Annotated in this window: 18 protein-coding genes; 4 read left to right on the forward strand and 14 right to left on the reverse strand. The window is 72.5% G+C overall.

What is annotated here, in order from left to right:
* Positions 1-121 precede the first annotated feature (121 nt).
* Positions 122-2,785, forward strand: a complete 2,664-nt coding sequence (locus D9C15_RS17880) for a beta strand repeat-containing protein (protein ID WP_164886764.1) — start codon at positions 122-124, stop codon at positions 2,783-2,785.
* Between the two features lie 50 nt (positions 2,786-2,835).
* Here D9C15_RS17880 and D9C15_RS17885 read toward each other — a convergent pair whose 3' ends face one another.
* The 8 genes from D9C15_RS17885 to hydA all read right to left on the reverse strand — a co-directional run bounded on the left by D9C15_RS17885 (position 2,836) and on the right by hydA (position 13,671).
* On the reverse strand, positions 2,836-3,384 hold the full coding sequence (locus tag D9C15_RS17885; RefSeq protein WP_127999738.1) for an FxDxF family PEP-CTERM protein: 549 nt from the start codon (positions 3,382-3,384) through the stop codon (positions 2,836-2,838).
* 142 nt (positions 3,385-3,526) lie between these two features.
* Complete coding sequence (locus tag D9C15_RS17890) at positions 3,527-6,418, reverse strand: adenosylcobalamin-dependent ribonucleoside-diphosphate reductase (RefSeq protein WP_127999740.1); 2,892 nt, start codon at positions 6,416-6,418, stop codon at positions 3,527-3,529.
* Between the two features lie 166 nt (positions 6,419-6,584).
* The gene (locus D9C15_RS17895) at positions 6,585-7,334 is read right to left on the reverse strand and encodes a fumarylacetoacetate hydrolase family protein (protein ID WP_127999742.1); all 750 of its coding nucleotides are present in this window, start codon (positions 7,332-7,334) and stop codon (positions 6,585-6,587) included.
* A 28-nt stretch (positions 7,335-7,362) separates the two neighbouring features.
* The gene (locus D9C15_RS17900; RefSeq protein ID WP_127999744.1) at positions 7,363-8,676 is read right to left on the reverse strand and encodes an MFS transporter; all 1,314 of its coding nucleotides are present in this window, start codon (positions 8,674-8,676) and stop codon (positions 7,363-7,365) included.
* A 41-nt stretch (positions 8,677-8,717) separates the two neighbouring features.
* Positions 8,718-9,467, reverse strand: coding sequence for an aspartate/glutamate racemase family protein (locus D9C15_RS17905; protein WP_127999746.1), 750 nt, complete (start codon positions 9,465-9,467; stop codon positions 8,718-8,720).
* Position 9,468: 1 nt separating this feature from the next.
* Positions 9,469-10,794: an MFS transporter gene (locus D9C15_RS17910; protein WP_127999748.1), complete on the reverse strand. Its 1,326-nt coding sequence runs from the start codon at positions 10,792-10,794 to the stop codon at positions 9,469-9,471.
* Positions 10,791-12,248 carry an amidase gene (locus D9C15_RS17915; protein WP_127999750.1) on the reverse strand — a complete coding sequence of 486 codons (1,458 nt, stop codon included), beginning with the start codon at positions 12,246-12,248 and terminating at the stop codon, positions 10,791-10,793. The genes D9C15_RS17910 and D9C15_RS17915 overlap by 4 nt, the downstream gene beginning before the upstream one ends.
* 4 nt (positions 12,249-12,252) lie before the next feature.
* Positions 12,253-13,671 (reverse strand): dihydropyrimidinase, encoded by a 1,419-nt coding sequence (hydA, locus tag D9C15_RS17920; RefSeq protein WP_127999752.1) that lies wholly within the window; start codon positions 13,669-13,671, stop codon positions 12,253-12,255.
* Between the two features lie 168 nt (positions 13,672-13,839).
* On the opposite strand from hydA, the gene D9C15_RS17925 reads away from it, so the two are divergent.
* Together D9C15_RS17925 and D9C15_RS17930 are read left to right on the forward strand one after the other, a co-directional pair.
* Positions 13,840-14,568 (forward strand): maleate cis-trans isomerase family protein, encoded by a 729-nt coding sequence (locus D9C15_RS17925; protein WP_127999754.1) that lies wholly within the window; start codon positions 13,840-13,842, stop codon positions 14,566-14,568.
* Between the two features lie 140 nt (positions 14,569-14,708).
* On the forward strand, positions 14,709-15,425 hold the full coding sequence (locus D9C15_RS17930; protein WP_128000122.1) for a GntR family transcriptional regulator: 717 nt from the start codon (positions 14,709-14,711) through the stop codon (positions 15,423-15,425).
* Here D9C15_RS17930 and D9C15_RS17935 read toward each other — a convergent pair whose 3' ends face one another.
* The 3 genes from D9C15_RS17935 to D9C15_RS17945 form a co-directional block, all read right to left on the reverse strand.
* Entirely contained in the window at positions 15,426-15,821 is a 396-nt protein-coding gene (locus D9C15_RS17935) for a hypothetical protein (RefSeq protein WP_127999756.1), read from the reverse strand. It abuts the gene before it with no gap.
* An 87-nt stretch (positions 15,822-15,908) separates the two neighbouring features.
* Positions 15,909-16,664 carry a glucose 1-dehydrogenase gene (locus D9C15_RS17940; protein ID WP_127999758.1) on the reverse strand — a complete coding sequence of 252 codons (756 nt, stop codon included), beginning with the start codon at positions 16,662-16,664 and terminating at the stop codon, positions 15,909-15,911.
* 41 nt (positions 16,665-16,705) lie between these two features.
* The gene (locus D9C15_RS17945; protein ID WP_127999760.1) at positions 16,706-17,590 is read right to left on the reverse strand and encodes an adenylate/guanylate cyclase domain-containing protein; all 885 of its coding nucleotides are present in this window, start codon (positions 17,588-17,590) and stop codon (positions 16,706-16,708) included.
* A gap of 84 nt (positions 17,591-17,674) precedes the next feature.
* Here D9C15_RS17945 and pap point away from each other — a divergent pair, with 84 nt between their 5' ends.
* Positions 17,675-19,174 (forward strand): polyphosphate:AMP phosphotransferase, encoded by a 1,500-nt coding sequence (gene pap, locus D9C15_RS17950; protein WP_127999762.1) that lies wholly within the window; start codon positions 17,675-17,677, stop codon positions 19,172-19,174.
* 15 nt (positions 19,175-19,189) lie between these two features.
* On the opposite strand, the gene D9C15_RS17955 is transcribed toward pap, so the two are convergent.
* The 3 genes from D9C15_RS17955 to D9C15_RS17965 are packed head-to-tail and all read right to left on the reverse strand — an operon-like array spanning position 19,190 to position 22,939.
* The gene (locus D9C15_RS17955) at positions 19,190-20,776 is read right to left on the reverse strand and encodes an acyl-CoA ligase (AMP-forming), exosortase A system-associated (RefSeq protein ID WP_127999764.1); all 1,587 of its coding nucleotides are present in this window, start codon (positions 20,774-20,776) and stop codon (positions 19,190-19,192) included.
* Between the two features lie 2 nt (positions 20,777-20,778).
* The gene (locus tag D9C15_RS17960; RefSeq protein ID WP_127999767.1) at positions 20,779-21,726 is read right to left on the reverse strand and encodes an acyl-CoA dehydrogenase family protein; all 948 of its coding nucleotides are present in this window, start codon (positions 21,724-21,726) and stop codon (positions 20,779-20,781) included.
* 16 nt (positions 21,727-21,742) lie between these two features.
* Positions 21,743-22,939 (reverse strand): acyl-CoA dehydrogenase family protein, encoded by a 1,197-nt coding sequence (locus D9C15_RS17965; RefSeq protein WP_127999769.1) that lies wholly within the window; start codon positions 22,937-22,939, stop codon positions 21,743-21,745.

Raw genomic sequence — 22,939 nt, forward strand, 5'->3', positions numbered from 1 at the left:
GTCGGTCAGGGTATCGACGCCGGATACCGGCATCCGCAATGCAGTGTACGCATGCGTCGCCGGAGTCGTCTGCCGAGGAGTAGTGTGCAGAATCAACAAGACCTCAGGGGAGGAGACCGAGATGGCCCCGCGCAAGTTCGCCGGCGCGCTCGCCGGCATCGGTACGTTCGACCTGATCCCGGGCACCGGCGGGAACGATTCGCTCGCCGGCACGGCCGGCGACGACGTGCTCGACGGGCTGGCCAGCAACGACACGCTGCAAGGCGGCGATGGCGATGACCTGCTGCGCGGCGGCGCCGGCAGCGACTCGCTCGTCGGCGGCGCCGGCGACGACGCGGCGGACTACCGCTTCGACACGCTGGCGCCCGGCCCGGTCAGCGGCATCCTGTTCGACGCGGGGTCGCTGCTGCCCGGTGCCGTTGCGACGCTGGCCGACGGAACGGGCGGCACCGACACCTTGTCGGGCATCGAGTACGTGGCCGTGATCGGCAGCGTGCTGAACGACACCTTGCTCGGCAGCCAGGGCAGCGACCAGCTCGCCGGCTGGCTGGGCAACGACAGCCTGAACGGCAACGGCGGCGCCGACCTGCTGCGCGGGCAGGACGGCAACGATTCGCTGTCCGGCGGCGGGGGCGGTGACGTGCTGGTTGGCGGCGCAGGCGACGACCAGCTGCGCGGCGACTCCGGCCACGACCTGATCGCCGGCAACGAAGGCAACGACTACATCACCGGCGGCGACGGCAACGACACCCTCGACGGCGGCGCGGGCGACAACGACTGGGCCGACTACTTCTACACCGCACAGGCGGGCGGCATCGTCGCCGATCTGCGCACGGGCGAGGTCACGGGCGGCGGCTTCACCGACCTGCTGCTCGGCGTCGAGAACGTGAACGGCACCGACTTCGCCGACCGAATCGTCGGCGATGCCGGCTTCAACATGATCTTCGGCAACGGCGGCAACGACACCATCGAGAGCGGTAACGGCAACGACCGCTGGCTCTACGGCGGCGACGGCAACGACTCGATGATCGGCGGGACCGGCAACCAAGCCTTCGGCGGCGGGACCGGCAACGACATCATCCGCGGCGGCAACGGCGGCGACTACATGCGCGGCGAGGTCGGCAACGACACGCTGGATGGCGGCGGCAACACCACCGACAGCTACTTCCGCGACCTGGCCGGCTACAACGACTACGCGGCCGCCGGTCCGGTGCTGGTGGACCTGCAGCTCGGCACGGCGGTGATGGGCAGCGAGACCGACACGCTGCTGAACATGCAGGGCGCGATCGGCACCGACCTGTTTGCCGACACGCTGCGCGGCGGGGCGACAGGTGAGTACTTCGCAGGACGCGGCGGCAACGACCTGCTCGAAGGCCGCGGCGGCGACGACATCCTCGAAGGCCAGGCCGGCGACGACACGCTCAACGGCGGTGCCGACGGCACCGACGGCGACTACGCCGACTACACCAACTCGACCGACGGCGTGACCGCGAGCCTGCTCACCAGCCGCGGCAGCAGCGCGGCCAATGGCATCGATGTCTTCATCGGTATCGAGAACCTGATTGGCGGCTCGTTCAACGACCGACTGACCGGCAACAACGCCGCCAACATCTTCGTCGGCAACGCCGGCAACGACACCCTGACCGGCCTGGGTGGCAACGACGTGCTGGGTGGCCAGGCGGGCAACGACCTGATCGACGGCGGCGACGGCAACGACACGGCGTACTACTGGACCGTCCCGGCCGACGCCGGCTTCCTGTTCGTGCTGGGCGCCGCCGGCTACGCGACCGACGGCACGCAGACCGACACGCTCGTCAGCATCGAGAACATCAATGCCAGCCTCGGCGACGACACGGTGATCGGCGACGGCGGCGCCAACTGGCTCAACGGCCAGGCCGGCAACGACTGGCTCGAGGGGGCGGGGGGCGCCGACACGATGATCGGCGGCGACGGCAACGACACCTACGTCGTCACGGCCACGACCGACATCGTGACCGAGACAGGCACCGTGGGGAGCACCGCCGACACAGTGCGCAGCGCCGTGAACTGGACACTGGGCGCCAACCTCGAGCGCCTGACGCTGACCGGCACCGCCTCGACCAGCGGCACCGGCAATGGCCTGGCCAACCTCCTGGTCGGCAATGCGGGCAACAACGTGCTTAACGGCGGCACCGGCAACGACACGCTGGTGGGCGGCCTGGGCAACGACACCTATGTCGTGAACGCCGCCGGCGACCGCATCAACGAGGGCGGTGTAAGCGATGTCGACACGGTCCAGAGCAGCGTCGCCTGGACGCTCGGGGCCCGGCTCGAAAACCTGACGTTGACCGGCAGTGCGGCGATCAACGGCACCGGCAACTCGGCCGCCAACGGGCTGACCGGCAACACCGGCGCGAACCGGCTGGCCGGTGGCGCCGGCAACGACACGCTGGACGGCAAGGCCGGGCTCGACGTGCTGACCGGCGGCACGGGCCTGGACACCTTCCGATTCAGCACCGCCCCGGCCGCGGCCAACGCAGACCGCCTGTCCGACTTCGTCAGCGCGGACGACCGCATCGTGCTCGACGACGCGGTGTTCGCCGGCATCGGCCCGGTCGGCGCGCTGGCCGCCGCGGCCTACCGCGCCGGCGCGGCGGCGGCCGACGCGAGCGACCGCGTGGTCTACAACGCCGCCACCGGCCAGCTGTTCTATGACGCCGACGGCAACGGCGCCGGCGCGGCAGTACTGTTCGCCACCGTCGCGGCCGGCACGAACATCACGCTGGGCGACTTCTTCGTCGGTTGAGAAAAAAGAGAGGGCGGCCTAGGCCGCCCTCTGCAAACTACCTCCCAGCACTAGGCCGGTACGGCCTGGGCCCGGATCTGCGCCTTGCGGCGACGGGCCTGCCAGCCGACGAAGCCCAGACCCAGCGCCATCATGGCGAGGGCTTCGGGCTCGGGCGCGGGGCTGGCCACGGCCGCGGTGCGCACGGTCGCCTCGTACCCGACGGGACCTGTCCACACGCCCCCCCACCCCGACACCGACCCCTGCACCCCGAGGCGGTAGACGCCCGCGGCCAGGCTGCCGAACGAAATGTCCGACGGCGACGTGTCGTACAGCACCGCGCCAGTGCTGGTGTTGGTCAGTGACACCCGGGTCAGGCTGATGTCTTTCGTCCACGACCAGTCCCAGGTGGTCGTCCAGCCAGTCTGGCTGGCCTGTGAATCCACCGAGAAGAGGTACGAGTCGCTGAACTTGCCCGACGACGAGAACGAATTGCAGAACGTCACCTGCCCGGGCGGACCGAGGTCCCACACGGTCGAGGACGGCTGCGCACACAGGCCCGCCATCGCGGGTCCGGCCGCTGCAAACGCCAGCGCAGCCGCCAGCGGTTTGAGCTTCATGTCTACTCCCTTCTCCAGCCGGCAATATCGCCCGGCGAATGGTCTCAGCCCCGGGGCCCCGTTACCAGACGTTAACCCCCCGCCATCAGGGGGGTGGCGGTAGCGATGGCCGGAACTGTCCCCTATGTGGCCGTGGCAGGTACTAGCCGCAGGTCCCCACGTAGCCGCAGGCGGTGCAGAAGTCACAGCCGTCCTTGTGGATCATCGTCGGGTTGCCGCACTCCGGGCACACCGCGCCGGCCTGCAGCACCGGCACCGCGCTCCCGCCCTTGGGCGTCTCGAGCACGCCCATCTCGCGCAGCGGGAAGCCGCGCTCGTCGAGCACCCCCAGCATGGCGTAGCGGTGGATGATCAGCCGCGCCAGGTAGGCGACGGTCGACGGCCAGGTCTGCTGGCGCCGTTCGCCGTGCGGCAGGCCGGGCACGAAGGCCATGAAGTGCCCGAGCGGCTCGGCGTAGTTCAGCAGCTTGCGCAGCTTCATGCCGATCCAGGCCGGGTCGATCACGCGCATGTCCAGCGACAGCAGGCGTGCCAGGCCGTCGAGCGCACGCGGGTAGTTGCCGCTGAAGCCGACCGCGCAGGGCCGCGTCACCGTGCTGCCGTCGGGCGCCGGAAGCGTGACCTCCTTGAGCGTCAGCGTGAACGACTCGCCGGTGGCCGGGTTGTCCACGTCCACCGCCCAGGCCAGCGTACCGGAGGGTCCGGTGCGCGGCTCGTCACGGCTGAACATCGCGTCGATCACCGGCGTGGCGACCTTCTGGCCCAGGCGCGGCAGCGCCTTGAGCTGCTCGCAGCGCCAGCGCACCACCGCCGCGGTGGCCGCCACCACGCCCGGGAACAGGCGCTTCTCGCCGTGCGGCGGGAAAGGCATCTCGAACGGCCGCTCCTCGGCCACCGTGGCCAGTGCGTCGAGCTTGAGCTGCAGCCAGGCCGGGTCGTTGGCGCGCAGGTCCATCGACAGCGTCTTGGCCAGCGCACCGAGGCCGCGCGGCTGCTCGGCCCCGTTGACCCAGACCTCGAACACCTGCGGCGCCCCGCCCCCCTCGGCGGCCAGTTCGCCGACGAACAGGGCGAAGCTGCCGAACGGGTGCTCGATCATGAAGGTCCAGGCCGGGTTGCCGGCCGGCAGTTCGGGCCGGCCCGGCCAGCGCAGCGAGGCCAACACCGGCGCGGGCAGGCGGTCGAGCGCGAGGCGGCGGTTCTTGTCGTCGATCTGCAGCGGCGCGGCGGCCGGCGTGGTCGACAGCACCGAGCCGAGCACCGCGTTGGGCCGGTAGGTCGCCAGGCCCTTCAGGCCCGACTGCCAGGCCTCGAGGTAGAGGTGCTGGAAATCCTCGTACGGATAGTCGGCCGGCACGTTGACGGTCTTGCTGATCGCCGTGTCGACGCAGGGTGCGACCGCCGCGACCATCGCCTGGTGCGCACTCGCGCTCATCTCGAGCGCGGTCACGAAGGCGTTCGTCAGCGGTGCGTCGGCGCCCTTCAGGTGGCGGTACAGCCGCCAGGCGTGGTCCTCGACCGCGTACTCCTTGAAGCTGCCGTCGGGCATGCGCTTCTTGCGCACGTAGCTCCAGCTGAACGGTGGCTCGATGCCGTTGCTGGCGTTGTCGGCGAATGCGAGGCTGATGGTGCCGGTCGGCGCGATCGACAGCAGGTGCGAATTGCGCAGGCCCTGGCTGCGGATCTTCTCGCGCAGCGGCGCCGGCAGGCGCGAGGCGAAGGTGCCGCCGGAGAGGTACAGGTCGGCGTTGAAGAGCGGGAAGGCGCCGCGCTCCCTGGCCAGATCGCTGGAGGCCTCGTAGGCGGCGTCGCGCAGCAGCTCGGCGATGCGGCGCGCCATCGCGCGCGCCTCGGGCGTGTCGTAGCGCAGGCCGAGCATCACCAGCGCGTCGCCCAGGCCGGTGAAGCCCAGGCCGATGCGGCGCTTGTTGCGCGCCTCCTGGTGCTGCTGCGGCAGCGGCCACACGGTCACGTCCAGCACGTTGTCGAGCATGCGCACGGCCACCTTCGCGACCCGGGCGAAGCCGGCCTCGTCGAAGCCCGCGTTCGACTCGAACGGATCGCGCACGAAGCGCGTCAGGTCGATCGAGCCGAGGCAGCAGCAGCCGTACGAGGGCAGCGGCTGCTCGCCGCACGGATTCGTGCTGGCGATGGTCTCGCAATAGGCGAGGTTGTTGTCGCGGTTGATCTGGTCGAGGAACAGCACGCCGGGCTCGGCGTGGTCGTAGGTGGACCGCATGATCTGGTCCCACAGCTCGCGCGCGCGCAGCTTGCGGTACACCCAGGCCCCGGGGCCGGACTTGTCGCTGCGCTGGTAGGCTCCGGCCGCCTTCTGCCCCGGGCCGGGCTCGGCCTTGTGGACGAGCTCGATCTCGCCGTCTGCCTGCACCGCCTCCATGAAGGCATCGGTCACGCCCACGGAGATGTTGAAGTTCTTCAGGTCACCGTCGTCCTTGGCGTGGATGAACTCCTCGATGTCCGGGTGGTCGCAGCGCAGCACGCCCATCTGTGCGCCGCGGCGTGCGCCGGCACTCTCGACCGTCTCGCAGGAACGGTCGAACACCCGCATGTAGCTCACCGGCCCGGAGGCGTTGCTGCGTGTGCTGCCCACCCACGCGCCGCGCGGGCGGATGCGCGAGAAGTCGTAGCCCACGCCGCCGCCGCGGCGCATGGTCTCGGCGGCCTCGGTGAGCGCGGTGTAGATGCCGGGGTGGCCCTCGTCGTCCTGCGCGATCGAGTCGCCCACCGGCTGCACGAAGCAGTTGATCAACGTGGCGGAGAGGTCCGTGCCGGCCGCCGACTGGATGCGCCCGGCCGGCACGAAGCCCTGCGCCAGCGCCTGCGCGAAGCGCTCCTCCCAGGCCTTGCGCTGCTCTGCCGGCTCGACCTGCGCCAGCGCACGTGCCACGCGCGCGTGCACCGCGGCGATGCTGCGCTCGCCGTCCTTGGCGTACTTCTCGAGCAGCACCTCCTCGCTGATGGGCTGGGCGGGCAGGCCGGCGACGGACGTCTGGCGCGCTGGGGTGTCGTGCATCGGGAGGTCTCCTGGTGAGGTGCGAGGCCGGCACGGTACGGGCCGGCCCGCGTGCCCTGCTTGACCTGGGGCAGAGGCCACTGCAACACGCGCCATCTTCGCGCGTGCTTGACCTCGTGCAAAGCCCTCCCCCCGACAGGCCCTTGCGGCGGGCCCCCGGGGTGGCTCAGAGCTGCAGGTCGGCGTGGCCGATGCCGTCGAACCCGACGTGCACCGCATCGCCCGCGTTCGCGAACAGCAGACCGCACCAGGTGCCGGTGGTCACCACGCTGCCGGCCGGCAGCGTACGGCCGTCGCGCGTGGCGTGGCGCAGCCAGTCGGGCAGCACGAAGGCCGGGTCGGCCAGCGAATGCGTGCCGACGAAGCGGTGTTCGGCGGCGCCGATGCGCACCTGGCAGACCTGTGCGGCCCAGTCGTGCGGCGCGAACGGTTGCCATGCGCCCAGCACCAGCGCGCCGTGCGACTGCAGGTCGGCCAGGCGCGCCAGCGCACTCGCCTCGCGCGCCTCGGTCCAGCGCGAATCGACCACCTCGATCGAGACGCACAGTGCATCGACCAGCGCCGTGGCCGTCGCCGGCTCGAGCCGCTGCGCCAGCGCCGCGTCGACCTCGCGCCCGAGCCGCAGCGCGATCTCGGCCTCGATGCCGCGCCAGTGGAACGGCCAGGCGCGCGCGTCGTGCCCGCTCGGCCACACGCCCCGCGGCGGCAGGGGCGCATGCGTCAGCGGCAGGTGGCGCGCCGGGCCGCCGGACTTCCAGTGCCGGGCCGGCGCATCGCCGAACCAGCCGAGTTCGCGTGCCACGCGCTCCTGCACGGCGTACGCCGCCTCGGCGTCGGGCGGCGTGACGGCGCTCACGGTGGCGCCGCTGCGGTGCGCCTGCACGAGGGCGCGGACGGTCTCTTCGATCGAGCTCATCCGCGCATCGTAGGCGACTGCCGCGCCTTCAGACCGGCAGCTTGCGGCCGTAGTCGATCAGCAGCGTCGAGCAGACGAACAGCCCGGCGCCGGCCGCGGCGAACAGCATCAGCGCGAGGAAGTACGAGCCGGTGGCCTGGACGATGAGGCCGACGACGATGGGCACGCCGATGCCGGCCACGTTGCCGCCCAGGTTCATCGTGCCGCCGAGGAAGCCGACGCGGTCACGCGTGCCCAGCAGCGAGGGGATGACCCAGAACAGCCCGCACCAGCGCAGGAAGAACAGCGTGACCGACAGCAGCACGACCACGAGCACCGGGTCGGTGATCTGCGAGACGCCGTAGATGGCCGCGGTGGCGATGATCGAGGCGATGCCGAACAGCGTGCGGAACACGGTGTTCTGCGCCCCGCCACGCGCGCGCCAGGTGTCGGCGATCCAGCCGCCGACCAGCTCGCCGACGAAGCCGCTGAAGAACATGATGAACACCGCGCCGCCCATCTGCTTGATGTCGAAGCCGTGCACCTTGGAGAGGTAGTTCGGCATCCAGGTCAGCAGGCCGTAGAACAGCGCGTTGAAGCACATCCAGCCGAAGAACATGCCCCACACCGAGCGGAAGCGGAAGAAGTCGAGCACGCGGCCGCTCGCGCCCACCGGCGCGTCGGCGGCGTCCTGCGCGTGCGCGGCCTCGATGAAGCGCGCCTCGGCGTCGTTGACGTCGGGGTGCTCGCGCGGGTGGTTGCGGATGTAGGCCCAGGCCCACAACCCCGCCGCCACCGTGCCCAGGCCGGCGATCACGAAGGCCAGCCGCCAGGAGCCGAGCAGCGCGATCAGGCCCGAGATCAGGATCGCGCCCAGCGCCGCGCCGAGCGGCGCCCCGCCGTCCAGCAGCGTGGCGCCGCGGCCGCGTTCGTTGCGCGTCATCCAGATGCCGTTGAGCTTGCCCCCGGCCGGGTAGATCGGCGCCTCGGCGGCGCCCAGGCCCAGGCGCGTGACGAGCAGGCTCACCCAGCCCGTGCAGGCCGCGGCGATGGCCTGGAAGAAGCCCCAGCCGAGCGTGGCGCCGGCGATCACGGCGCGCGGGCCGTACTTGTCGGCCAGCATGCCGCCGGGGATCTGCATGAAGGCGTAGGTCCAGAAGAAGGCCGACAGCAGCAGGCCCTGCGTCGCCGGGCCGATGTCGAATTCCTCGGCGATCAGCGGCATCGCGACCGACAGCGAGGCGCGGTCGATGTAGTTGATCGCGATGAGCAACAGCATCATCAGGAAGATCTTCCAGCGCACCTTGGTGGGCGCCGTGGTGCCGCTCGCGGCGGCGGCAGTCAGGGGGATCGCGGGTTGCATCGGAGAGGGACTTGTCGTCGTTGTTGTCGTGGGGAAGGAAATCAGCGTGCGCCGCCGAGCAGCGCCTGGATCGCAGGCGAGAGCCCCTTGTTCGGCTTGACGGGCGGCGGCGCGAAGCTGCCCTGGCGTGCCTTGCCGGGCTGCAGCGCCGCGAGCGTCTCGGCGTGTTTCACGGCGCTCGAGACGCCGTCGACCGAGGGCACCGGCAGGCGGCCCTTGAGGCTGCGTGCCAGGCCGGCCAGCGGCGCGCCGGCCAGCACGATCACGTCGGCTCCGTCCTCGGCGACGCAGCGCTCGGCCAGCGCGACGAGCCGCTCGCCCTGGTCGCCCTGCACGCGGCCGATGTCGGCCAGCGGCTCGTCCAGGCCGCGGATGCTGGCCAGGCGGCCGTCGAGGCCGTAGGACTGCACCGTCTCGCGGTACCAGGCGCGGATGCGCTGCGAGATCGCGACGATCGAGAAGCGGTGGCCGAGCAGGCAGGCGCTGGCGAGCGCGGCCTCGGTTAGGCCGGTCACCGGGCACGGCAGCGCCTCGCGCAGGCCCGGCAGTCCGGGGTCGCCGAAGGCGGCCACAACCACCGCGTCGAAGCGCGCATGGTGCTCGGCCGCGAGCTGCGCCGCCGCGTAGGCACCGATCAGCGCCTCGAAGCGCGTCTCGATGTAGGCCACGCCGAAGGGCGCGGTCAGCACCTCGACCTCGGTGCCCGGCGCGGCGCTGCGCTGCGCCTCGGCGCGGATCAGCTCGGAGACGCTGTCGGAGATGTTCGGGTTGATGAGCAGAATGCGGGTCATCTCATTGGTCCAGGTTCTTGTGGGCGGTCTCCGGCGCCTTGAGCACGCAGAACACGATCAGCGCGAGCGTCGCGGCGAGGTAGATCGACACCGGCAGGCTGGAGCCGAAGGCCGCCACCAGCGGCACCGCGATCAGCGGGGCCGGCGCGCCGCCGAAGATGCCGGCGAGCTGGAAGCCGATCGACGAGCCCGTGCAGCGCACCTTGGTCGGGAACATCTCCGGGATGTAGGAGGCAAGCGGCGAGAACATCGCGGCGACGATGAACATCGCGACGAACGCGGCCAGCAGGATCAGCGGCGTCGAGCCGGTGTTCACCAGCATGAAGAACACGAAGGCCCAGACCATGCCGGCCAGTGCGCCGCCGAGCAGGATCGGCCGGCGGCCGAACTTGTCCGACAGGTGGCCGAACAGCGGGATGCCGATGATCTGCGCGATCGCGCCGACCAGCACCGCCTGCAGGCCGATGCTCTTGGGCAGGTGCAGCTGCTGCGGAAGGTAGACGAGCAGGAACAGCGTGAAGACGTAGAACGCGATGTCGCTGCCGATGCGGCTGCCCAGCGCCAGGCCGACCGCCTTCTTGTGGTGGCGCAGCACCTCCATCAGCGGCGCGTGGCCCTGCTTCTCCTCCTTCTCCATCTTCTCGAACAGCGGCGACTCGGTCAGGCCCATGCGGATGTACAGTCCCACCGCGATCAGCAGCGCGCTGGAGAGGAAGGGGATGCGCCAGCCCCACTCGAGGAAGGCCGCCTCGTCGAGCCACCAGGTGACGCCGGCGAACATGCCGTTGGCCAGCAGCAGGCCGATGGGCGCGGCGATCTGCACCAGGCTGCCGTAGAAGCCGCGACGCTTGCCCGAGGGATCGAACTCGTTGACCATCAGCGCGGCACCGCCCCACTCGCCGCCCAGCGCCAGGCCCTGCGCGATGCGCAGCACCACCAGCAGCAGCGGCGCGAGCAGGCCCACGCTCGCGGCGGTCGGCAGCAGGCCGATCGCGAAGGTCGACAGGCCCATCATCATCAGCGTGACGACGAGCACCCACTTGCGCCCGAGCTTGTCGCCGAAGTGGCCGAACAGCGCGGCGCCGAAGGGCCGCGCGACGAAGGCCACGCCGTAGCTGGCCAGCGAGAGCAGCGTGGCGGTCAGCGGGCTGGCCTGGGCGAAGAACAGCTTCGGGAACACCAGCGCGGCGGCCGAGCCGTAGATGAAGTGGTCGTAGAACTCGAGCGTGGTGCCGGCCAGGCTGGCGCCGGCCACGCGCTTCATCGACGGCGCGGGCTTCGCGCCGTCGGCCGGCGCGACGGGCGCGGCGGCAGTCAGGGTGCTCATGGGGTGTCTCCTCGTTGGGGGGTGGCCGCCGGCGTGACCGGGCGTGCGAAGTCGTGGGTCTGGAAGGCCTCGATGCGGCCGGCGAGCGCAAGCACGCGCGCGTCGGCTAAACGGGGGCCGATCACCTGCGCACCGATCGGCAGGCCACGACGGTCCAGGCCGACCGGCACGGAACAGCCGGGCAGGAAGCAGTGGTTGACGAGCGGCGTGAACACCGCATGGCCTCGTGGGCCGACCGGCACGCCGGCGATCGCGGCGGGTCCGGCCTGGGTGAACGGCCACGCGGTGCAGGGCGTGGTCGGCGTCAGCAGCAGGTCGTGCTGCGTGAAGAAGGCGTCGAAGGACCGGTAGAAGGTGTCGCGCGCGAACAGCGCGTTCGCGACCTCCGCGCCGGAGAGTTTCAGGCCGGCCTCGATCTGCGCGGCGATGTCGGGGTCGGCGTCCCACTCGCCGCGCTTCAGGGCGTCGCCGTACAGCGCGGCGAGGCCGGCCAGCTGCAGCGGCATCAGCGCGGATTCGCCGGTGCCGGCCGGCCAGGCCGGGTCGGCCCGCTCGACGACAAAGCCCGCGCGCTCGAGCTGCATGGCGGCGGCCTCGAGCGCCGCGGCCACGTCCGGATCGACCGGCACGTCCAGGCCGAGCGTCGGGCTGAACGCGATGCGCAGCCCGCGCGGCAGGCGCGCCGGGTCGGCTTCGTCGCGCGACCACACCGGACGCGGCAGGCCCTGCGGGTCGGCCAGCGAGGGCACCGCGATCGCATCGAGCAGCGCCACCACGTCGGCCACGCGGCGCGCCATCTGCCCGACCACCGCGTTGCCGAACACCGGCTCGGCGAAGCCCGCCGGGTGCGGTACCAGCCCGGCGCTCGGCTTCATGCCGACCACGCCGGTGTGCGCCGCGGGGCGGCGCGTCGAGCCGCCGCCGTCGGTGGTCAGCGCCAGCGGCCCCAGGCCGGCGGCCACCGCCGCGGCCGCGCCGCCGGAAGAACCGCCGGGGGTCAGCGCCAGGTCGTACGGGTTCTTCGTCGCGCCGAACAGCCGGTTGACGGTGACGCCCTTGCAGGCGAACTCGGAGCAGTTGGTGATGCCGGCGAACACCGCGCCGGCGTCGCGCAGCCGCGCCACCGCGAACGCATCCTGCGGGGCCACGAAGTCGGCGAAGCGCCGCGAGCCCTGGCTGACGCGCTGGCCGGCGACCCACAGGTTGTCCTTCACCGTGAACGGCACGCCGAGCAGCGCGGCGGGGTCGCCTGCACGCAGGCGACGGTCGGCCTCGCGGGCCTGGGCGCGGCCGGTGTCCGGGTCGAAGCGGATCAGCGCGTTCAGCGCCGGGTTCAGCGCCTCGATGCGCGCCGCGAGGGCGTCGAAGGCCTCGACCGCGCTGGTCTCGCCCTGGCGGATCCAGCGGGCGAGCGTGCACGCGTCGGCGCTCGCGAGGCGGGTATCGGTGCCCATGGTGTCAGCGCCTCGGCAGCAGCGACGGGGCGTCGCAGCGCAGGAGGCGGCCCCGGCCGGCACGCGGATGGAAGTCGCGCCCGTCCCAGACGACCTCGCCGCGCGCGATCGTCAGGCCCGGCCAGGCGCGCAGCGTCTGCCCGGCATAGGGCGTGTAGTCGACCGCGTGGTGCAGCATGTCGTTGGAGAGCACGAACTCGCGCTCGTCCCACACCACCAGGTCGGCATCGCTGCCCACCGCGATCGTGCCCTTGCGCGGATGCAGGCCGTAGGCCTTGGCCGGGCCCGTGGAGGTCAGCTCGACGAAGCGGTTCAGCGTCATGCGGCCGGCCAGCACACCCTCGCTGTAGAGCAGCGGCAGGCGCGTCTCGATTCCCGGGATGCCGTTCGGGATGTGGCGGAACGCCACCTCCTCGCCGCCGGGCTTCTTGCCTTCGGGCGCGTCGAACCTGAAGGGCGCATGGTCGGAGCTGAACACGGTGAACAGGCCGTCGTTCAGTCCGTCCCAGATCACGTCCTGGTTCTGCTTGTCGCGCGGCGGCGGGCTGCAGACGCACTTGGCGCCGTGGTAGCTGTCGTCGATCCCGAGGTCGGCCGCGGTCAGGAACAGGTACTGCGGGCAGGTCTCGGCAAACACCTTCAGGCCATGCGCGCGCGCCCAGCGGATCTGCTCGACCGCCTCGCGGCCCGAGACGTGGACGATCAGGATGGGCACGTCGACCAGCTCGGCCAGCGCGATCGCGCGGTGCGTCGCCTCGCGCTCCACCAGCATCGGCCGCGCATGCGCATGGAAGCGCGGCGCGGTGCGGCCGGCGGCCTCGAGCTTCTTCGTCAGCCACTCGATGCAGTCGGCGTTCTCGGCGTGCACCATGGCCATCGCGCCGTGCGTGCGGGCGACCGAGAGCACGTCCAGGATCTGGCCGTCGTCGAGCTTCAGGTCGTCGTAGGTCATGTAGATCTTGAACGAGGTGTAGCCCTCGCGGATCAGCGCGGGCAGCTCCTCTTCCAGGACCTGGGGCGTCGGGTCGCTGACGATCAGGTGGAAGGCGTAGTCCACATGCGCCTTGCCTTCGGCGCGGTGGTGGTAGTCGGTCACCGCGGCGCGCAGCGACTGGCCCTTCTCCTGCGCCGCGAACGGGATCACCGTGGTCGTGCCGCCGCAGGCCGCGGCACGCGTGCCGGTGTGGAAGTCGTCGGCCATGCGCACCGGCGGGGCCATCGGCTGGTCGAGGTGGCAGTGCGCGTCGACGCCGCCGGGCGTGACGACGCGGCCGGCCGCATCGATCTCGCGCGCCCCGTCGGCGAGGCCGCTGCCGAGCTGCACGACCCGGCCGCCGGCGATGCCGATGTCGGCCTCGAAGGTGTCGCTGGCGGTGGCGACGCGGGCGTTGCGCAGCACCAGATCGAAGCCGGCGCGGCTCATGGTCGCACTCCTGTTGCTGGCACTTGTGTCGACAAGATCATGGGAGTCACTCGCTATGGAAGTCTCGACAGAACCGAGTTGTCGACACTATCGTCGACAAAGGTTGATCGATCACTCAGTGTTTGCACTAATGTCGACAATCAAGTCGACAACTGGCATCATGCCGGCATGACCTCCCGACCGCTCCGCCTGGGCGTGCTGACGCCCTCCTCCAACACGGCGCTCGAGCCGCTGACCAGCGCGATCGTCGCGACGCTGCCCGGCTGCAGCGCGCATTTCGCTCGTTTCAAGGTGACCGAGATCTCGTTGTCGGAGCAGGCGCTCGGCCAGTTCGACGACAGCAAGATCCTGGCCGCCGCCGAGCTGCTGGCCGACGCGAGGGTCGATGCGATCGGCTGGAGCGGCACCTCCTCCGGCTGGCTCGGCTTCGAGGCCGACCGGCGGCTGTGCGCACGCATCGGCGAACGCACCGGCATCCCGGCCACCACCGCCGTACTGGCGCTCAACGAGATGCTGGCCCTGCGCGGCATCACCCGGCTCGGCCTCGTGACGCCCTACACCGCCGACGTGCAGCAGCGCATCGTCGCGAACTACGCGGCGCTCGGCATCGAGGTGGTGGCCGAGCGGCACCTGGGCATCCGCGTGAACCACGACTTCGCCCAGGTCGAGCCGGCGCGGCTGATGGACCTGATGCACGAGGTGGTCGGGGCGCGCCCGCAGGCCGTCACCACCTTCTGCACCAACCTGCGCGCGGCGCCGCTGGCCGAGGCGCTGGAGCGCGCGACCGATGTGCCGCTGCTGGACACCGTGGCCACCACCGTGTGGGGCCTGCTGCGTGCCGCCGGCGCCGACCCGGGCGCGGTGCGCGGCTGGGGCCGCTGCTTCGGCTGGCGCTGAGGCCGGGCCCGGCGATGAGCGACGAAGCACACGCCCTCGACGCGCTCGAAGCGCTGGCCGGGCCCGTCCCTACAATGCGCAGCTCCGCCGGCTGCGGCCACGCAGCGCACCGGCGCCCGACCGTCCTGCCCCGCCCCGCCATGCCGACCCGCAGCGTGCGCAAGTCCGCCAGCCCCGCCCGCCTCGAGCGCGAGAACACCAACGACGAGATCTACGAGAAGGTCTACGTCGCCATCCTCGAGCACCGCTTGCACCCGGGCACCAAGCTGGGCGAGGAACGCATGGCGGAGATCTTCGGCGTCAGCCGCGCGCGCATCCGCGAGGTGCTGGCGCGCCTGGCGCACGAGCAGATCGTCGAGCTCTACCCGCAGCGCGGCGCCTACGTCGCCAAGCCCTCGATCGAGCAGGCGCTGGACGTGTTCGAGGCGCGCCGGCTGATCGAGCCGGCCGTGATCCGCCGCCTGATCGACACGCTGACGCCCGACAAGCTGGCGCGGCTGCGCGCCCACCAGGAACTGGAGATGGACGCGCGCCGTCGCGACGACAAGCGCGCGGTGATCCGCCTGTCGGGCGAGTTCCACTCGCTGGCCGCCGAACTGGCCGGCAACTCGGCGCTCGCGCGCAGCATGCGCGAACTCTCGGTGCTGACCTGCCTGATGATCTTCCTCTACGACGCCCCGACGGCCACCAGCTGCCGCGCCGACGAGCATTCGCAGATCGTCGACGCGATCGCCCGGCGCGATGCGCCGCGCGCCGAGAAGCTGATGCTCGAGCACCTCGAGCACATCGAAAGCGGCATGAAGCTCGACCAGGCGGCCGAGGAAGTCGACCTGGCCGCGGTGTTCGGCAACCCCTGATCAGGCCGGCCGCGGCGCGGGCACCGGGCGGCGGAACCGGCCCACGGCCCACTGCGCGAGCAGCGCCAGCAGCAGCAGCCCGGCCAGCCCGACGCCCCACACCACCCAGGTCAGCGGCACCAGCCAGCCGAGCGCCTCGCGCAGCCAGGGCCAGGCCTGCTGCACCTGCTCGAGCGACCAGGCGACGCCGGCCAGCAGCGCATGCAGGGTGGCCGGGTCGATCCAGACCGTCAGCCAGGCCGGCATCGGCCAGGCGGTGACGATGCGGGCCAGCTCGGCCGGATCACCCGGCGTCGGCAGGCCGGCGGCCCAGCCCAGCACGGCGGCCACGGCCCAGGCGCCGAGGGTCCAGAACAGCCCCAGCACGGCGGCGACGATCCAGATCAGCAGCTTCACGTTCGGTATCCCCTTCGATCGCCGCGAGGCCGCGGCGCGCCGCGCTCAGACCGGCGCACAGGCCCGGAGTTCCGCCTCGGGTGCGGCTCAGACCGTGCGCCCGCCGTCCACCGGCAGCTCGACGCCGGTGATGAAGGCGGCCGCGTCGCTGGCCAGGAACACCGCCGCGGCGGCGATGTCCGAGGGCTGCGAGAAACGCCCGAGCGGGATGGTGGCGACGAACTTCGCGCGGTTCTCCGGCGTGTCCGGCAGCCCCATGAACTGCTCGAACAGCCCGGTGACGCCCATCACCGGGCAGATCGCGTTGACGCGGATGTTCTCCGGCGCCAGCTCCACCGCCATCGACTTGGACAGCACGTTCACCGCGCCTTTCGAGGCGTTGTACCAGCTCAGGCCGGGGCGCGGGCGGATGCCGGCGGTCGAGCCGATGTTCAGGATCACGCCGCCGGTGCCGCGCCGGCGCAGGCGCGGCAGCAGCGCATGCGTCATGTGGAAGATCGACTTGACGTTGACCGCGAACACGCGGTCGAAGGTCGCCTCGTCGACGCCGAGCATCGGCTGGTTGCGGTGCGTCGTGCCGGCGTTGTTGACCACGATGTCCGGCACGCCGAAGGTGGCCTCGGTGTGCGCCACCAGCGCCTCGACCTCGGCCCGAACCGACACGTCGCAGGCGCAGGCCGAAGCCGCCTCGCCCAGCCGCGCCGCGACCTGGCGCGCCCGCGCGCCGTCCAGGTCCGCCAGCACCACGCGGGCGCCCTCGGCCACGTAGGCCGCGGCGATGCCCTCGCCGAAGCCGCCCGCGGCGCCGGTGACGATCGCGACCTTGCCGCCCAGCTGACCCATGGCTCGTTCCTCCTCGTGTGCGTGGCGTGGTTGTAGCGGGATCACCCTGGCGTGTCGACGCAGCGGAACTCGAGCCGCTGCCCGGCCTCGGCCAGCGGCTGGCCGAAGGCCACCCAGCCGCGGCCGACCAGCGGCAGCTCCTCGTGGTGCACCACCACCTCGGGCCGGCCCTCGAAGGTGACGAAGCTGCCGTTCGAGCTGTGGTCCACCAGCACGAAGCGGTCGCGCCGGCGCTCGATCATCGCGTGGGCGCGCGAGGCGCTGCGGTCGCGCACGGTGAGGTCGGCCTCGTGGTCGCGGCCGATGGTGACCTTGCGCCGCTCCGGGCCCATCTCGAGCGCCAGCTCGTCGAAGGCCAGCACCAGCCGGGCGTGGGCGGTACTCGGCGGCGGCACGCTGGCGATCACGGTCTGCTCCGGCGTGGGCGCCTGCCAGCCGAGCTCGACCAGGGCGATCTCCTCCTGCTTGCCCTTGACCGGCACGCGGTACAGCGGGTGCAGCTGCACCGCGCGCGCGGCCGAGAGGGCCTGCGCGGTGTCGGCATCGACCACCACCTGGCCCTTGGAGGCCAGGTCGCACAAGCGCGAGGCGAGGTTGACGCTGTCGCCGAACAGGTCGCCGCCGCGCTCGACCACCGGCCCCGCATGGAAGCCGATGCGCAGGTGCAGCCGCACGCCGAGCTCCGGGCCGAGCGCCTCGACGCGGCGCTGCATCGCCACCGCGGCGTCGGCCGCGGCGTCGGGCGTGTCGAACACGGCCATCACCGCGTCGCCGATGGTCTTGACCACGCGTCCGCCGGCGGCCGCGGTGCATTCGCCCATCAGCGCCAGACAGCGCTCGACGAGGGCGAACGCACGCTCGTCGCCCAGCACCTCGTACAAGGCGGTGCTGCCGGCCACGTCGGCGAACAGGACGCTGCGCTCCATGCGGCCGATTCTGCCGCCGGCCCGGCGCGTGCGCTTGAGGCGCGGCAAGTTGCGCCCGGCGCGGCGGCGTGCAAGATGGCGCCCATGTTCGAAGCCGCCAGCCTGAAGCACGAGGTCCCGAAGGAGGCCTACGAGCGCGAGGCCGCGCTGTTGCGCGCCGCGCTGCTCAACGCGCAGTACGACCTGCACCTGGACGGCCGCTTCGCGGTGCTGGTGCTGATCGCCGGCGTCGAGGGCGCCGGCAAGCGCGAGACGGTGCACCTGCTCAACGAGTGGATGGACCCGCGCCACATCCGCAACACCGCGTTCGGCCCGCCCTCGGACGAGGAGGCCGAGCGTCCGCCGCACTGGCGCTTCTGGCGCGCGCTGCCGCCGCGCGGGCGCATCGGCATCTTCTTCGGCGCCTGGCACACCGAGCCGATCGTGCAGCGCGTGCTGGGCCGGCTCGGCGGCGGCGCGTTCGCGCAGGCCACCGACGACATCCAGCGCCTCGAGACGATGCTGTGCGACGAGGGCGTGCTGCTGCTCAAGTACTGGTTCCACCTCTCCAAGCCGCAGCAGCGCAAGCGGCTGGCGGCGCTCGAGAAGGACCCGCGCACGCGCTGGCGCGTCGGCGCCAAGGAGTGGTCCTACTTCAAGCGCTACGACCGCTTCGTCGAGGTCTGCGAGCCCTTCGTGCGCCAGACCTCCACCGCCCGGGCGCCGTGGATCGTGGTGCCTGCGGCCGACCCGGCCTACCGCGCGCTGACGGTCGGCCGCCACCTGCTGGCGGCGCTGCGCGAGCGGCTCGACGACAGGCGCGGCGCGGCCGCCGCGCCCGACCGAACGCCGCCGCTGCCCGCGCCGGCCGACCGCGTCAACGTGATCAGCGCGCTGCAGCTCGAGCAGCCGATGACCCGCGCGGAGTACGAACGCGCGCTCGAGAAGTGGCAGGGCCGCCTCGCGCTGGCGGCGCGCGACCCGCGCTTCGCGCAGCTCTCGGTGGTGGTGGTGTTCGAGGGCAACGACGGTGCCGGCAAGGGCGGCGCGATCCGGCGCGTCACCGGTGCGCTGGAAGCCACGCAGGTCGACAGCATCCCGGTGGCCGCGCCCACCGAGGAAGAGCGTGCCCAGCCCTATCTGTGGCGCTTCTGGCGCCACCTGCCGCGGCGCGGCCGCTTCGCGCTGTTCGACCGCAGCTGGTACGGCCGGGTGCTGGTCGAACGCGTCGAGGGCTTGTGCGCCGAGGCCGACTGGGCGCGCGCCTACGGCGAGATCGGCCACTTCGAGCAGGCGCTGGTGCGGCACGGCAGCGTGCTCGTGAAGTTCTGGCTCGCCATCGACAAGGACGAGCAGTACCGGCGCTTCAAGCAGCGCGAGACGGTCGAGTTCAAGCGCTTCAAGATCACGCCGGAGGACTGGCGCAACCGCGAGAAGTGGGACGCCTACGAGGCCGCCGTGTGCGACATGGTCGAACGCTGCTCCACCGCCGAGGCGCCCTGGACGCTGGTGGAGGCCAACAACAAGTACTTCGCCCGCATCAAGGTGCTGAAGACGCTGTGCAAGGCGGTGGAGGCGGCGCTGGAACGCATCGGCCGGCGCTGAGGCGCACACCCCCGCTCAGGCACCCGCCGTCAGCGGCCGGGCGAGCTGCTGCGACAGCCCGGCGCGGTCGATCTTGCCGTTCGCATTGCGCGGCAGCGGCGCCTCGAACGCGACGATGCGCCCGGGCACCATGTACGTCGGCAAGGCGCGTTGCAGCGCGGCGCGCAGCACGGCCGCGTCGCAGCCCCCGGCCTGCGGCGCGTGCACGGCCAGCACGACCGCCTGCCCGAGCCGCTCGTCGTGCACGCCGAACGCCGCCGCCTCGGCCACCAGTCCGCTGGTGTAGGCCGCCTCCTCGATCTCCACCGGGCTGATGCGGTAGCCTGAACTCTTGATCATCTCGTCGCGCCGGCCGATGAAGTAGAGGAAGCCGTCCTCGTCCATCTCGACCGTGTCGCCCGAGTGCACGACCCACTCGTCGCGCAGAACGCCGCCGTGCGGGCTGCGCCAGGGCCTGAAGCGCTCGGCGGTGCGCACCGCATCGCCCCAGTAGCCCAGCGTCACGGTCGAGCCGCGGTGGACCAGCTCGCCGGGCTCGCGCGGGCCGCAGCGGCTGCCGTCGGGCCGCAGCACCATCACCTCCTGGTTCGGGATCGCGCGGCCGATCGAATCGGGGCGGCGGTCCACCTCCTCGGGCGGCAGGTAGGTCGATCGGAAGGCCTCGGTGAGGCCGTACATCAGGAACGGCAGCGCCCCTGGCGCCTGCTCGCGCAGGCGCTGCAGCGTGGCGCGCGGCAGCTTGCCGCCGGTGTTGGCGAAGTAGCGCAGGTGGCGCGCCGCCTCCGGCGGCCAGGCAGCCTGCGCGAGCTGGATCCACAGCGGCGGCACGCCGGTCAGCCCGGTGATGCGCTCGCGCGCCAGCGTGCGCAGCACCTCGGCCGCGGTGAGGTACTCCAGCAGCACGGCGCAGGCGCCGACCGTGAAGGCCGTGGTCAGCTGCGAGAAGCCGGCGTCGAAGGACAGCGGCAGCGCGGCGAGCAGCCGGTCGTCGGCCCGGTTGCCGAGGTAGGCGGCCACGCTCGCTGCGCCGCTGACGAAGTTGCGGTGGCTCACCACCACGCCCTTGGGCAGCCCGGTGCTGCCGGAGGTGTAGAGGATGGCGCACGGGTCGCCGTCCAGCACCGCGTCCACGCGCGGCGCCGCTGCAGCGTCGAGCACCTCGTCCCAGCGCTCGCAGGGCAGCGCCGCCGGCGCGTCCACCGCGCCGGCGCCCACCAGCACGATGCGCTCCAGCGCCGGGCAGCCCGGCAGCAGCGGCGCGAGCGCCGCCAGGCGCTCCGGCGAGGTCACCAGCCAGCGCACCGCGCAGTCGCGCAGCACGTGTGCCAGCTGGGCCGGCTTGAGCAGCGGGTTGACCGGCACGAAGCAGGCCCCGGCCTTGCTGCTGCCGAAGGCCACGGCCACCGCCTCCGGGCACTTGGACAGGAACACCGCGACGCGCTCGCCGGCGGCGATGCCGCGCCGCCGCAGCGCGCCGGCGAAGCCGTCCTGCAGCGCGGCCAGCGCTGCGTAGTCGAACGTGCGGTCGCGGTGCACGAGCGCCGCGGCGCCGGCACGGGCCGGCAGGTGCTGGTCGATCAGGTGGTGCAGCAGCGTGGGCATGCTCAGGCCTCCTCGGTGACCGGGGCGCACAGCGGCAGCGCCAGCGCCCCGAACCTTGCGCACAGCGCCTGCATCGCCTCGAACAGGCGCAGGAAGGGCAGGCCGTCGACATAGCCGTGCCCGGCGGCGGTCTGCAGCGCGTCGCGCGCAATGCCGCAGGCGACCTCGGCCACATAGCCGGCCGCCGGCGCCTGGCCGGCCGTGCCGCCGCAGGCCAGGGCCTGCAGGTACAGGCCGAGCGACGCCTGGGCCATCGTGGCGTCGGCCAGCCGCAGTGCCACGGCCTGGTGCTGCAGCAGCGGCTTGCCGGCCGAGGGGCGCAGCGCGGCGTATTCGAAGGCCTCGTCGAGCAGGCGGGCGCCGGTACCGGCGATCAGCCCGCCGTGCAGCGCGAGCTGCGCGTCGGCATGGGCCTGCCAGGCGGCGTCGCCTGCCGCCTGCCAGGCGGTGTCGCCGTCGGGCTCGGGCAGCCGCACGAGGCGCGCGCCGCCCAGCCCGGTCAGCGGTGCGCCGCCGTCCCAGTCCGGCGCGGCGGTGCCGCGCCGCCAGCGCCGCGCCGCGGGGTCGAGCAGAAGCACGCCCGCGCCCTCCTCCGGCCGCGCCAGCCAGGCGCACCAGCCGCCGGCGGGCACGGCGGGCAGGGCCACCGGCGCGCCGTGCGGCCCGGCGAGCCACACGGCCGGCGCCGCGTGCAGACCGGCCCAGGCGGCCGCCGGGTCGGCCTGCGCCAGCACGCGCGCGGCATGGAACAGCAGGCTGCAGGCGGCGGCCGGCGCGAGTTCGGGCAGCACCTCGGCCAGGCCGAGCGTGCGCACCGCCTCGGCGCGCCGCGCCGCCGGGGCACGCGCGACGTCGGCGGCCGCGTCGAGGTAAGGCTGCAGGTCCTCGGGCACGCCGAAATCGACCAGGTCGGTGTCGTCCGCAGCAGGTGAGGCGATGGGTCGTGTCATGGCTCGGTTCGCAAGGTCAGTGGGCGGTGCGCGCCTCGGCGGCGCGGGCCAGCATCAGGCGCTGCATGTCGCCGGTGCCCTCGAGGATGTCGAAGCCCTTCGCGTCGCGGCAGAAGCGCTCGATGCGCTCGCCACGACGTGCGGCGCGCTCCGGGAACCACGCCGCCAGGCGCAGCGCCAGTGCCATCGCCAGCGTCGACGAGTGCGCCTTGGCCATCGAGGCATCGGGCGAGATGCGCTCGCCGCGGTCGAAGCGCCAGGCCGCGCGCAGCGCGAGCAGACGCGCCGCCTCGACACGCGCGCCGAACTCGTCGAGGCCGGCACGGATCGCGGCAAGCCGGCGCGGGTCGGTCCCGGCCTCGCCCTGCGCGAGCAGATCGCCTGCATGTTCGAGCAGGCCCAGGCAGGCGCCGTTGATGCCGGCGGCCAGCGCCGGGCGCATGTAGTCCCAGGCGCTCTGCGCGCCGGCGAAGGCGTCGATCAGCGGGCCGCGCGCACCGGTGTGGCCGAGCATGCGCTCGGCCGGCACGCGGCAGCCGGTGAACGAGAGCGCCGCGAGCTGGCTGGCGCGCAGGCCCAGCATGTCCTCGCAGCGGTCGACATGGAAGCCCGGCGTGCCCTTGTCGACCCAGAAGGCGCGCACGCCGAAGCGGCCCTTGGCCGGGTCCAGCGTCGCGAACACCACCACCGCGTCGGCGCGCGCGCCACTGCTGATGAAGCACTTCTGGCCGTCCAGCACGTAGTCGCCGTCCGGGCTGCGGCGCGCCACGGTGCGCATCGCGGTCGCGTCCGAGCCGCCCTGCGGCTCGGTGATCGCGAAAGCGCCCCAGCGCGGCCCCGGGCTGGCGATGAAGGCGTCGAAGTAGGCCTGCTTCTGCGCCGGGGTGCCGAGCGCGTCGACCGGCGGTGTCGACAGCCCCGGCCCGGGCAGGCCGATCGGCACCGCCGGGCAGACCCGGCCGACATGCTCGAACACCATCGCGCGACGCAGCGCGGTCGCGGTCAGCGCCGCGCCGCCGTAGGCCGGCGGCATGTTGATGCGGTTGAAGACGCCGGCCGGCACGCGGTCCCAGAGGTCGGCGTCGAGGTCGCCGCGCGCATCGCCGCGCCGCGCGATCTCCGGCAGCTCGGCCACCAGCGCCTCGACCGCCTGCCAGCCCTGCGGGTCCTCGTGGCGCACGCGCCGTGCCAGCGCCTGCAGCTCGGTGCGCAT

This window comes from Piscinibacter defluvii, assembly GCF_004011805.1.
GTDB lineage: Bacteria > Pseudomonadota > Gammaproteobacteria > Burkholderiales > Burkholderiaceae_C > Piscinibacter > Piscinibacter defluvii.

Coding starts and splice junctions, on each gene's coding strand:
- D9C15_RS17965 (WP_127999769.1), bottom strand. CDS start 22,939: ATGCGCACCGAGCTGCAGGCGCTGGCACGGCGCGTGCGCCACGAGGAC.
- D9C15_RS17930 (WP_128000122.1), top strand. CDS start 14,709: ATGCCGACCCGCAGCGTGCGCAAGTCCGCCAGCCCCGCCCGCCTCGAG.
- D9C15_RS17915 (WP_127999750.1), bottom strand. CDS start 12,248: ATGGGCACCGATACCCGCCTCGCGAGCGCCGACGCGTGCACGCTCGCC.
- D9C15_RS17880 (WP_164886764.1), top strand. CDS start 122: ATGGCCCCGCGCAAGTTCGCCGGCGCGCTCGCCGGCATCGGTACGTTC.
- D9C15_RS17905 (WP_127999746.1), bottom strand. CDS start 9,467: ATGACCCGCATTCTGCTCATCAACCCGAACATCTCCGACAGCGTCTCC.
- D9C15_RS17900 (WP_127999744.1), bottom strand. CDS start 8,676: ATGCAACCCGCGATCCCCCTGACTGCCGCCGCCGCGAGCGGCACCACG.
- hydA (WP_127999752.1), bottom strand. CDS start 13,671: ATGAGCCGCGCCGGCTTCGATCTGGTGCTGCGCAACGCCCGCGTCGCC.
- pap (WP_127999762.1), top strand. CDS start 17,675: ATGTTCGAAGCCGCCAGCCTGAAGCACGAGGTCCCGAAGGAGGCCTAC.
- D9C15_RS17885 (WP_127999738.1), bottom strand. CDS start 3,384: ATGAAGCTCAAACCGCTGGCGGCTGCGCTGGCGTTTGCAGCGGCCGGA.
- D9C15_RS17910 (WP_127999748.1), bottom strand. CDS start 10,794: ATGAGCACCCTGACTGCCGCCGCGCCCGTCGCGCCGGCCGACGGCGCG.
- D9C15_RS17960 (WP_127999767.1), bottom strand. CDS start 21,726: ATGACACGACCCATCGCCTCACCTGCTGCGGACGACACCGACCTGGTC.
- D9C15_RS17925 (WP_127999754.1), top strand. CDS start 13,840: ATGACCTCCCGACCGCTCCGCCTGGGCGTGCTGACGCCCTCCTCCAAC.
- D9C15_RS17955 (WP_127999764.1), bottom strand. CDS start 20,776: ATGCCCACGCTGCTGCACCACCTGATCGACCAGCACCTGCCGGCCCGT.
- D9C15_RS17945 (WP_127999760.1), bottom strand. CDS start 17,590: ATGGAGCGCAGCGTCCTGTTCGCCGACGTGGCCGGCAGCACCGCCTTG.
- D9C15_RS17895 (WP_127999742.1), bottom strand. CDS start 7,334: ATGAGCTCGATCGAAGAGACCGTCCGCGCCCTCGTGCAGGCGCACCGC.
- D9C15_RS17890 (WP_127999740.1), bottom strand. CDS start 6,418: ATGCACGACACCCCAGCGCGCCAGACGTCCGTCGCCGGCCTGCCCGCC.
- D9C15_RS17940 (WP_127999758.1), bottom strand. CDS start 16,664: ATGGGTCAGCTGGGCGGCAAGGTCGCGATCGTCACCGGCGCCGCGGGC.